We start from the raw sequence: 8,618 nt of genomic DNA on the forward strand, positions 1-8,618 counted from the left end.
CAGCCAGATAATTTGTCGGAGAACGCGTCGAGCTTGCTCGCCCGATCGGGAACTTTGAATTGCACCTCGACGACGTCGGACCGCAGATATTTGCGGATCGTGTTGCGCGACAAGTGCGTTCGTCGCGATATCTCTCGGATCGAAAGCTGGTCCCGAAAAGCCCAGCGCCGGATAACGCTCAATAACTCCATGTTTATCACTCCAAAGCCCCCCGCTGAAATCGGCCAGGGCGGATTCAAAACATGGGTCAATTCTCGGTGGAAATTTCCTGCGTTGCCGGGTCAACTCTCAGTGGAAATCAACAGTCAATGTGCTTTTCACCGGCTTTTGGTACGATCATGACGTGCGTCTGACCCGCGACAGCGAAGGCGAAGTCGCGGACACCGTGCTTTATGGCCCGCTCTGCATGAATATCGACGTGGTCCGCCGCAGCGTGCAATTGCCGCCGTTGGCCGTGGGCGACCGGCTCGTGATCGGGCCGACGGGCGCCTATAACAATACCCAGTGGATGCAGTTCATCGAATATCGTCCGGCCATCGCGCTGATTCATATGGATGGTTCGCATTCGGCCATCCGTCTGGCGGAAGGCCTCGACGATATGTGCCGGCTGGATGTCACGCCCGCGCATCTGGCCGAGCCCTTCGCCCGACCGCGCCCGGTGCGCGCGGCCTGAAAGCCGTTTTTCCAAACAAAACGGCGGCGATCTCTGCGAGGTCGCCGCCCTTTTTTGTTTCCAGACAAGCTGGCGTTACCGCCCCCGTCCGCCGGGCATGCCGGGTCCGCCTAAGCCCCCGGGCTCGCCCGGGCCTCCCGGACCGCCCCCGCCCGGACCGCCGGGAAAGCCCGGCCCGCCGCCTCCAGGGACGCCGCCTCCTGGACCGCCGCCGATGGGACCGCCGCCGATGGGACCGCCGCCAGCAGGACCGCCAAGTCCGCCGCCGCCAGATCCGCCGCTGCCGGGACCGCCAAGTCCACTGCCGCCGGGACCGCTGCGCCCGCCGCCTGGGCCGCCGCCAGTTCCGCCTTGGCCGCCTCCCCCGACGCCGCGCGGACCGCCGGCGCCGCCATGCGGCGGATCGAACCCGCCGGCGCGGTTGGGCAGGCGAATTTCCTGCGCGACGAAAGCACCGCGGGCGTCGAGCTCGCCCGTGATGACGGCTCGAAAGGCGCCGCTGTGGCCGACGTCAAGCGCCTTCTGTCGCCCGATGACTCGAACCCCGTCGGCCATCGACAAGGCGTCGCCGCGGCGCTCGACATAGGCCTCGACCGAAATGCGCGTGACGCCCGCCAGTCCGACGAGCGGCTCGGCTCTGGCTTCGGTCGCCACAAATCGTCCGTCGGCGAATTGACCGCGAAGGATCATCCTGCGGCCGGCGAATTCATCGCCAATACCGGTCACAGGCAGCCGGCCGATGGCGAGGCCGCCGCTCGGTTGACGCGCCGCCAGGCCGACCAGCTGGTCCCGTCCCACGTCGGTTTTCTGAATGAGGCTGGCGACCAAACTCTGGTCGGGGCGGCGCAGGCCACTAATCGCCACCCGATCGCCGGGGCTGAAATCGCCGATGGATTTCAGGGCGCTCGCGTCGATTTTCTGGCCAAGAACTTCGATTTGCCGGCCGTCGATGTTCTGGATCGGGCCGACGATCTCATGGACGATCGTGATCTGCCCCGTGCTCCAGCCTTGGCTGTCTTGGGTGGCGACAAGTCGCGCGACCTGTCCTATGCGCATTTGTTTGAAATCAGCCTTGACGCCGTCGATCACGACCTCGGCGGTGGCGGGATAGGCGATGCGCTGGCCATTGATATAGACGCTGCCGAAACGTCGGATGGTTCCGACGAATCCCGTGCCGCCAATGCCATTGTCGAGTTCGAGACTGAACCCCGTGCCGCCAATGCCATTGTCTTTTTTGCCCTCCGCCGCAAAAGCGCCGCCACAGGCAAGGGTCGACAAAAGCGCCAAAAAGCGCCGGCGGCTCGGCAGGGCTGGCTTGGTCACTTCTCCGCTCCGTCGGCTGGCTTGGCGGGCATGGCTTCAGCTTCGCCTTGCGCGGACTTTTCTTCGTTTTCGCTGAAAATGTACAGGCCGAAATTCCAGCGCCACTCGCCGCCCGGATCGGCGGCATAGGCCGCCTGCGCCTCGCGATTGGCGGTGGTGAGCGCCTCCATCGCCAATTGGCGGGACCGCGCCTCCATCCTTTGCGCCAGTTCTCTGGAAATGCCTTCGTAATGCACGCCGCGCTCGAAAAAGCGCGGCTTGGCCGCCAGAATATTATCGACCGCCGCCGCCACATGATCATGCAGGTTGCGGCCAAAATAATAGAGCTGGCGGTCATCGCCCGGCCTTGGCGCGAAAGCCGCCTCCGCGAGGCAAATCCGGCCGTTGGCGTCAATCTCGGCGATGCCGCGATCCATCCATTCGTCGAGAATGGCGCGCGGCCGCACGTCGCGCGTCACCGACTCGACCAGATCTTCGAACGTCGGTCCGTCGCCCGGATCGCCGGCGCGGCGCAGCGGCAAGGGAGCGCCGTGGGCGTCGACGAATTCGGGAGCGGCGATCCAGCGCGCGACGATCATGCTGGCGCGAGACACGCTGGCGGGAACCAGCCGCACGGGCGCGCCGGCGCCGCGCAGGCGCCGCACTTCCTTGCGATGAATGCCGGTCAGCAGGCTGACGCGGCTGTCGGTCTGCTCCTTGTCGCTCAAAGCGAAATCATATTCGGCGACATTGACGTAAAGCTCGCGCAGCAGGTCGCAAAGCGCCGGAAAAGTCACGCCGCAGCGAATGAACAGACGCACCAGCGGCCGCAGCAACCGCGCCACGGGCGCCTGCAGGCTCGATGCGTCCGGCGGCTGGGGCGAATTAGACTTTTCCATGCCTCCAAATATCATGCGGACACGTGGGATACAATCCCACGTCGGTTCCGCGAAAAATCGGCGCGTCGATTTCTGTTGACGTGGGAATATTTCCCACATAAAACAGGCTTCGATGAAACCATCGCTTCCGAGGCTCCCATGAACCGCATTCCCGTCCAGGCCCTGCTGGCCCTCCAGTCCTCCGATCGCCGCCAAATGGCTGCGCGCCCGACGTTGCGCGTCGCCCGTCCGCAGGCGGCGGTCCTGCGTCGTCTTGGTATCATTGTGACGGTTCTGACCGGGTTTTCGGCGGCTATCGCCATGACCCAGACGGCGACCCAGTCCCCTGCCGCACGCCAGGATCGGGCGACGACGGTCGCAAAGGCGCCGATCGCCCCGGTCAAGCTCGCCGGACGCCTTGCCGCCGCGGCCAACGTCAACTGACCCGCTTCTCCTATTTCATCCCCCCCGGAACCACCCTCATGCTCGACGCCCTTCTGTCGCTCTCGCGCTGCTACGGCGCCATGCTGATGGCGCCGCCGCCAGCGGCTCTGTTGCTGCTCGCCGCCACCTTCGTCACGCCGCAAGTCGGGCTGACCGGCCTTTTTGGCGCCGCCGGCGGCTGGGCCGCGCACAGGTTGCTGAAGTTCGACGGCGCGCCTCGCGACATGGACATTTTCAACGCCGCCCTCGTTGGCCTGGCGCTTGCCACCTTTCGCGCCCTGAGCCCTCGCCTCTTTCTGCTGGCGATACTTTGCGGTGGGCTGGCGCTGGTCCTCGCCCACCTGCTGCGACACGTTTTACCCTTGGCGGCTTCAGCGCGTTTTCTGAGCCTGCCGGCCGCACTCGCCATATGGATCGCGTTGCCGGTCGCGGCTGGCGGCCTGATGCCCCCGGCAGTCCACGCGGCTCCCCTGTTTTCGACGGGCTGCGCGCCGCTCGACATGGCCTTGATAAGCTTCGGCGCCATCATCTACAGCCCCAATCCGATCTCGGGCGCGATGGTTCTCGTCGCGCTTCTGGCGACTTCGCGCATCCTGACCCTGCTCTCCCTCGGCGGCTATGCGCTGTCCCAGACCGTGCTTGTCGTCCTCACCGGCGATTTCGTCTCGCCGCTGCGCCTGTCCGTCGGCGCCAACGCCATTCTGGTCTCGGCCATCGTCGGGGGACTCTATCTGGCCCCGCGCGGCGCGCGTCTCTTCGCGCCTGTTTTCGGCGTGCTGGTTTCGACGCTGGCGGCCATCGCGCTGGCCGGATTATTTTCGACTGTCGCCATGCCGGCCCTGTCGCTGCCCTTTCTGGCTTCGAGTTTCCTGTGTCTGGCGGTATTTCGGCCCGGTTCCGGCGTCGCCTACCAGGCCCTGTGGCTGACCAGCGCCGCCTTGCCGGAAGATAGCCGCATCGCCGAGAAATTGCTGACCGCACGCGGATTGCAGCCCGAGAGCGAAAGCCTGACTTTGCCTTTTTTCGGCGCGATGGAGGTTTATCAGGGCGTCGACGGCCCCCATACCCATCGCGGCGACTGGCGTCACGCCGTCGATTTCTTCAGCCTCGTCGACGGATGCGCCTTCCGTGGCGAGGGACTGGAGGTCACGGATTATCATTGTTTTGGCCGGGAGGTTCTCGCGCCTGCCGCCGGCGTCGTCGTCCTCGCGCAAGGCGCCTTGCCGGACCATGCGCCGGGCGCCGTGGATCTCGTCCATGTCTGGGGCAATCATCTGGTGATCGCCACGGCTTCCGGCAAATATGTGCTGCTCGCGCATTTGCAGCAGCACAGCCTTGGCGTCGATGTCGGCGCTTGGGTCGCCGTTGGAACGCCCGTCGCGCGGGTCGGCAATTCTGGCCGTTCGCCGCAGCCGCATCTGCACATGCATGTTCAGAGCGAGGCCCATCCGGGCGCGCCGACGACGCCGTTTCATCTGTCGCACCTCTTGCTCGACGCCGCGCCAGAGATGCGCGCCTATCGGCTCGATCATGTCCCACGGCAGGGCGAAAGCCTGACAAGCCCCTGTCTCGCCCAGAATCTCGACTCGGCGCTGCGCTTGCCGGTCGGGCGAAGCCTGTCCTTCGCCACCGGCGACGCTCTGCGCCCAACCTTCCGCATCGCCAGCGAAATCGGCCTGCTTGGCGAATGGCGGCTCGTCAGCGATACGGGGGCGCAATGCGCTCTGTCGCACAGCCCGAGCCTTTACGCGCTCTATGACCGCCAGGGTCCCGCCGATGCGGCCTTCGATGGCTTCATGCTCGCGCTGGGCCTCACCCCGCTGATCGAAGACGCGGCGCAATGGCGCGATGCGCCAGCGGCTTGCGGCTTCCCGCGCCATGGCCTGCGCGGCTTCGCGGTAAGGCTGTTGCCGAAAATCTGCGGCAATGCTGAGAGCCATTATGAGCGGCGGTGGGATAAGACGCGGCGCCTCTGGCGCCAGAGCGGGGAACATAGGCTTTCGTTTTGCGGCGTCACCTTGTCGAAAGCCACCAGCGTGGCCATGATCAGCGAGTGCGACGGCCTTGTCGGTCTGGAGGTCACCATTGATGGGAGGCCCGTCGTCGAAATGCATCTTTGCGAGAAAGGTCTGATCGCCGACTTTGGCATCCCCGCCTGGTCAAGCGGAGCGCTGGCAAGCGCGTCGGACTTTCTGGCGGCCTGAAGGGCGCCTGCGGTGAGCGCCTCATGTTGACGCGGGCGGCGAGCGGGCTTCGCGCCGGCCAATGAGGGGCCGCTCGAATTGATGGCTGGCCGCCGGCTTCGCGCCACAACCGGTAGATCGGCGCTGGCCGCACAAACCAGTGTCTTCGACCGAAACCGGACCTTCGCTCGATTGGCAAACGCGAACGACCCATGGGGGCCACTTCTTGGGGCTGCCGACCGAAATGACTGTCTTCCGGAATCGGCTCTAAGCGGTAGTACGACAGGAAGGTCCCGTCGGCGGCTTTCCGTTCCATTGCGGACGATCCGAATCGCGAAATCGGCGGCTATTTATTCGCTGTGCAGGGCTACTTCACCTGCTGTGCTGCCGGTAACTTGTACGATCCGTCCAGAACGGACGGACCGGGTCGATAGATGCGCATCAGGAAGTTCCAGCCGTCTGAAACATCAACCCGGTTGGGAACGTCGCCGCAGGCGTCTTTTGAACCGAAATAGGCGGTGAACGAACCGTCCGGGTTGAGCTTCACATTGGCGCCATTGACGATGCTGTTCTCGCTTTTCATGTAACCATCGTTGCCATAAACGGTGATCGACCAGAACGCCTTGTTCTCCGGAATTTGATACGTCGCTTTCTGACAAACGTTCGGATCGCCGGCTCCTTTGTAATTCAAATAAGTGGCGTCCCATTCGGGAAACAGCCCCCAGGCCGCAGCGGCCGCGATATGGCGTGTCTGCTCATCGACCTTGCCTCGCGGTCCCATCATCCCTTTCCAACTGCTGTATTGCAGCGAATCTTTTTCGTACTGCTCCGTCAACGCCTTGAGCGATGCCGGGTCCCATCTTGTCGGAGGAAGGGGATCGGCGCTTTTCGCGTTGACGACGACTTGATCCTGCAACTTGTTGACAAGGGCGATTTCGGCGGGATCGTTGGGATTGAAAAGCTGCGTCCGGACAAACACGCCGAGAAATTTGGTGTCCTTGGGCAAATTATGTATACCCGGCGTATAGAAAACCTCGGGGCTGTAGTGATCATTGTCGACCAGCAGGATCGACATGTAGCGCCCATCGGGCACTTGCGGAAGCGTCACCGTAGCGCCGCCCGCAGTGTCAACGATCGCTCCTGAATAAAGCGTATCCTTGTTCATCCGCACGACAGTCTGCTTGTCCAACGGCGTCGGGCTGCGGAAATGATAGAATTTGTTGACCGAACCGCCATTCAGGCCGACGATGTTGTGGAAATTCCGGTCGGTCTCTGCGCGGATAAAATTTTCCGGCGTCACAGTTTCTAGCGCTGGCGTCGCTGCCGCGATCTGAAGCGGCGGTTGCTTCCAAGTTCCGTCAAGCGCTTCGGCCTTCGGCCAGTAGAGACGCATGATGATCGAGAACGGTCCATTCGGGGCGGGAAGCCAGTTCGCCTCATTTTCTTTGCCGGGACTTTCGTTTTGAATCAGAAATGTCAGGCCGCCGTCTGCATCACGCTTGAACTGCGGCAGCATAGGGGAGTTGAGGAGATAGCGATTGATGGGGTTGGCAACCAGCAGACTGGCGGGTTGCTCATACATCGTCAGTGACCAGAACGAGTTGACCGGCGGCAATTGCTCGGGCGCGAAGCGCAGCGTATAGCGATTGGCGCCATCCAGCATCTTTCCGGACGCATCGACATAATAGGCCGGATACATCGCCTCCTCTTTGCTGTTGCCATAAATGCCAAGCGCCGCGCCCGCCATGCGATAGAGGTAATTGCCGTTGAGATATTCCCGCGTCCCGAAAATGTCGCCCGACGTGACTTTGCCCGTCTCGACACCGGTTTTCTTGAGGTCTGCGAAAGCGGCCCATGCGTCAGCCATGCCGTCCTGAATGGCCTTTTGCATTTCGGTCGACAGACTGCTCGGGTCAAACGTCTTGCCCGCTTTAATTCCGATGCGGGCGAACCGATCCAACATTTCCTTTTCTATCGGTTTTGGCGGACAAAACTGAAGAGTGAAGTTCAAAAGATTGAAAAACTCAGGTGAAGTCTTCTGCGCGTCAGGCGTAAGCGGCTTTTTGAAGGTGATTGGAGGGGCGGCCTGCGGCGCGGGTTGGCCAAGAAACGCGGAAAGCGGCTGAACAATGTATTGGCCTTGGATGCGCTTGACGTTGTCGAGGTCGTCCGGCTTGAACAGTTGCGTCCGGAACTGAGCGGACATGATTTCCGTCTCGCTGCGGAGGACCTTCTTGATGCCCGCTGGCGTTTCGCCATGCCAGTTTGGCCCGGCGACGAGAAAATTGCCGCCGTCATTGCCGGTCGCGCGGCTTCCGAGATAATCGAAGTTATAGGTGTAGAGGTCGATCAGTTGAAGGCTGAAATATCTGTCTTTTTCGATGGGCGGCACCGTGAAGACGATGGGTTCGGCGCGCAGATCAAGGCCGATCCACGAATAGGGCGTATCCGAGTTGGGAGTTTGTATAGCCTTGTCTTCCGGCGTGAACACGCGGGGAATGTTGAACAGGTGATTCCACGGCGCTTTGTAATCAGGATTGTTTCGATCCACGAAATAGGCGTATTGCACCCTGTAATTATCCACCAACGGGAAGCCGTAGATATAGGCCTCCTTGGCGATGGCCCGCGCTTCCTCGGGCGAGGCCGCCTGCTCGGCTGATGCGTTCCCGATCGCGAAGGCCGAGAGTAACGAAACCGTCGCAACAAATACGTTCAAAATTCTGGATTTCACGCCGCCGCTCCCCTGGCTTGTGACCGAAACGGTCCAGTCGAAGGTTCACCGATTTCGGCGCGTCGATCAATGCGAAAGAAACACGACCCTTGCGCCCTCACCGACAAGTGACAAAGAACGACCGCTTTTGGTTCTGACACCTCCCTTTCGACCTACGACCGCAATCCGCCGATTCCTGCCGTCGCCGCCGTTAGCAAACCAGTGATTTCGACCAGATCCACGCAACTCGGCTGGCGCCAGTCGTCGAGCACGCCGCCCGGGTCGTTGCTACCCGGCGTGAGCCACGGCATAGTCATCCATCATGGCCAGACCTTTCGATCCCGATGCCTGCATCATAGCCGCCGATGTCCACATCCTCGACATCGAGCCCAAGATCAGCCGATCTCTTGAACTGCCGGTCGAATTGA

At 62.4% G+C, this 8,618-nt stretch carries 7 protein-coding genes and 3 pseudogenes; 4 read left to right on the plus strand and 6 right to left on the minus strand.

The genetic code is table 11. The features are described from left to right. Positions 1–191 (minus strand): annotated as a pseudogene (locus tag QZY01_RS19275) (IS21 family transposase); the annotation flags it as partial. Positions 192–310: 119 nt separating this feature from the next. Here QZY01_RS19275 and QZY01_RS19280 point away from each other — a divergent pair. After that, positions 311–673: a hypothetical protein gene (locus tag QZY01_RS19280; RefSeq protein ID WP_294540426.1), complete on the plus strand. Its 363-nt coding sequence runs from the start codon at positions 311–313 to the stop codon at positions 671–673. A gap of 75 nt (positions 674–748) precedes the next feature. Here the strand turns inward: QZY01_RS19280 and QZY01_RS19285 are convergent, their stop codons facing one another. Beyond that, a complete protein-coding gene (locus QZY01_RS19285) occupies positions 749–1,996 on the minus strand; it encodes a DUF5666 domain-containing protein (RefSeq protein ID WP_294540428.1) in 1,248 nt (415 codons plus the stop codon). Continuing rightward, on the minus strand, positions 1,993–2,874 hold the full coding sequence (locus QZY01_RS19290) for a DUF6502 family protein (RefSeq protein ID WP_294540430.1): 882 nt from the start codon (positions 2,872–2,874) through the stop codon (positions 1,993–1,995). The genes QZY01_RS19285 and QZY01_RS19290 overlap by 4 nt, the downstream gene beginning before the upstream one ends. 138 nt (positions 2,875–3,012) lie before the next feature. Here QZY01_RS19290 and QZY01_RS19295 point away from each other — a divergent pair, with 138 nt between their 5' ends. Together QZY01_RS19295 and QZY01_RS19300 are read left to right on the plus strand one after the other, a co-directional pair. After that, entirely contained in the window at positions 3,013–3,297 is a 285-nt protein-coding gene (locus QZY01_RS19295) for a hypothetical protein (protein WP_294540432.1), read from the plus strand. 38 nt (positions 3,298–3,335) lie between these two features. Further along, entirely contained in the window at positions 3,336–5,501 is a 2,166-nt protein-coding gene (locus QZY01_RS19300) for an urea transporter (protein WP_294540434.1), read from the plus strand. 346 nt (positions 5,502–5,847) lie between these two features. Here the strand turns inward: QZY01_RS19300 and QZY01_RS19305 are convergent, their stop codons facing one another. From QZY01_RS19305 to QZY01_RS19315, 3 genes and pseudogenes are all read right to left on the minus strand, one after another. Beyond that, positions 5,848–6,780 carry a DUF1254 domain-containing protein gene (locus tag QZY01_RS19305; RefSeq protein ID WP_294540438.1) on the minus strand — a complete coding sequence of 311 codons (933 nt, stop codon included), beginning with the start codon at positions 6,778–6,780 and terminating at the stop codon, positions 5,848–5,850. A gap of 33 nt (positions 6,781–6,813) precedes the next feature. Further along, positions 6,814–8,151: pseudogene (locus QZY01_RS19310) on the minus strand (DUF1254 domain-containing protein); the annotation flags it as partial. Between the two features lie 212 nt (positions 8,152–8,363). After that, positions 8,364–8,507: a hypothetical protein gene (locus tag QZY01_RS19315; protein ID WP_294540436.1), complete on the minus strand. Its 144-nt coding sequence runs from the start codon at positions 8,505–8,507 to the stop codon at positions 8,364–8,366. Between the two features lie 5 nt (positions 8,508–8,512). Between QZY01_RS19315 and QZY01_RS19320 the strand changes: the two are divergent. Then, a pseudogene (locus QZY01_RS19320) lies at positions 8,513–8,618 on the plus strand (plasmid pRiA4b ORF-3 family protein); the annotation flags it as partial.

Source organism: uncultured Rhodoblastus sp. (assembly GCF_903903185.1).
Taxonomy (GTDB): Bacteria; Pseudomonadota; Alphaproteobacteria; order Rhizobiales; family Beijerinckiaceae; genus Rhodoblastus.